At 60.9% G+C, this 2,273-nt stretch carries 1 protein-coding gene and 1 pseudogene; both read left to right on the top strand.

Features of this window, described 5'->3' with window-relative positions; translation table 11 throughout:
- The first annotated feature begins 130 nt into the window (after nucleotides 1-130).
- Nucleotides 131-1,406, top strand: a pseudogene (locus BG842_RS09065) (inorganic phosphate transporter).
- Between the two features lie 246 nt (nucleotides 1,407-1,652).
- Nucleotides 1,653-2,273 (top strand): Gfo/Idh/MocA family protein (locus BG842_RS09060; protein ID WP_254663013.1); only part of this gene is annotated, 621 nt, incomplete at its 3' end.

The following is a 2,273-nucleotide window of genomic DNA, read 5'->3' as shown; positions in this document are numbered from 1 at the left end:
AAAACCTTGATCAATCCTTGGTTTTGGCTTCAATGATAGCTCGACTTTTGGCGATCTTATTGGGCGAAAGAGAGTTTGTTGAGCAAGAACGAAATAGCTCGCTCCCGTTGTACAGATTGGGGGAATTAATGTGGTCACTGCGCTACTACTCGTGGGATTGTTCGTCGCCATATTCGTCGGATACAACATCGGCGGCTCTTCAACGGGGGTCGCGTTCGGTCCCGCAGTCGGCAGTCGTATCGTCGGGAAAATCGGAGCAGCAGCGCTCTTTACCGGGTTTGCGTTACTCGGTGGCTGGACGGTCGGGCGAAACGTCATCGAGACGATGAGCAACGGCATCGTCCCAGCCAGCCAGTTTACGCTAGAGACAAGTATCGTTGTCCTCTTTTTCGCCGGAGTCGCGCTGCTCATCTCGAACCTCTACGGCGTCCCGGCGTCCACGTCGATGACCGCCGTCGGTGCCATCGTTGGATTGGGACTGGCATCGGACTCGCTCAACTATCAGCTGATGTTCACCATCGTCTCGGCGTGGATCGTCGCACCGCTTTCGGCGTTCGTCGCCGGGTTGGTCATCGGTCGATATATCTATCCGTATCTGGACGCACGGTTTTTCGTTCGCCCGAATCGAGGAGGGGCTAGTGTCGATCGATCGCTCCGGGTCGGTTCCGCGGTTGCGATTCGGACGCGGCGTCGGTGGCCGCGAGGTCGGCGGCGCGGTCTCCGTTCTTATCATCGCCTGCTACATGGGTTTCAGTGCGGGCGCGTCGAACGCGGCGAACGCCGTCGCGCCACTTATCGGGAACGGAGCCATCACCGCCAGCCAAGGAATTCTGTTGGCCATCGGCGCGATCGGCCTCGGTGGGTTCACTATCGCTCGGCGGACGCTCGACACCATCAGCGAGGGAATCACCGACCTGCCGATTCTGGCGGCCCTCATCGTTTCGCTCATCGGCGCGACCATCATCACTATCCTCTCTCGACTCGGCATTCCAGCGAGTCTCGCGGTGAGTACTACGTCGTGTATCATCGGACTCGGCTGGGGACGCGCCAGTCGCGCGGTAACGGTCGCGGAGGTGGCTGACGCCGCCATCGAGGGCGAATCGACACCAAACCGCCGATCTGTCGTCGGGGGCGCTCATCGCCGAGACGAGCGAATCCGACGTGCCACCTGGCCCGACGGTCAGCGAAGTCGCGGAGGGTGAAGTTCCCGACCCATCCACGGTTGGCGACGGTGGCGAGTCGGACAGGTGCCACCCATTGGTGAGGAGGACATCGAGGAACTGGCGGCCGAGAGCCTGTTCGACCCAGCGGCGACGAGTCGAATCGTCCTATTGTGGATTCTCTCGCCGACCCTCTCAGTCATTGGGTCGTATCTCGTCTTCGCGTTTGTCTTGCACGTTGGGTGAGTCGTTCGGTCGTGTTCGCTATAAAGTCGCGTTGTAATTCTGTCGTGTTCATCTCCGAATCCTTCGTCTCGATTCATGACGAAAGCAGAGAAAACCGTTTTACTTCGTGACTGTTGTTTTGAGTTCTCATGGGGGATCACGTTCTCGTTCCGCTTGATGGCTCACCGAAGGCAGAGGAAGCGTTCGACTATGCGTTGAGAATGCCGGACGTGGATATCACGCTCGACCGCGGGTTGCACGTGCTCTGTGACAAACCGCTCACGACCGACCGCGAGAAAAGCGCGCGAACTCGCGGAGCGAGCGGAGACGAGCGACCAGGTGCTGATGGTCGGCTATCAACGCCACCTGAACGAGGCGTTCGTCGAGGCGCGCGAGCGGTGGGCCGACTCGGAACTGACGCCGCGGTTCATCAGCGCCGAAATCACGCAGGACTGGATTTCCCGGTTCGAGGACACGTGGCGGACCAACCCCGACCTCTCGGGAGGCGGCAACCTCTACGACACCGGAAGCCACCTCGTGGACGCCGTTCTCTGGACGACGGGGCTGACGCCGACGTCGGTGCAGGCGGAGATGAAGTTCGCCGACGAGGACGACCGCGTGGACGAGCGGGCACAGCTCACGGTCGCGTTCGAGAACGGTGCCTCGGCCAGTATCTCGGTGTTCAGCGACGCGCCGTGCGTCCGCGAACACATCCACGTCTGGGACGACGAAGGGGCCGTGTACCTCGAAGGACGACAGTGGGAACCCCGGCAGTTGACCGAGATTCGGGAGGACAGCACGACGGTCTCACCCTACATCGACCAGCAACGGAGCGAGGACAAGGCGGCCGTATTCATCGACTGCATCGAGAGCGGGAAGACGCCGCCC

The organism is Haladaptatus sp. W1, from assembly GCF_001723155.1.
Taxonomy (GTDB): domain Archaea; phylum Halobacteriota; class Halobacteria; order Halobacteriales; family Haladaptataceae; genus Haladaptatus; species Haladaptatus paucihalophilus.
Note: the sequence above shows the minus strand (reverse complement) of the source record. Positions and strands in the feature narration are given on the sequence as shown.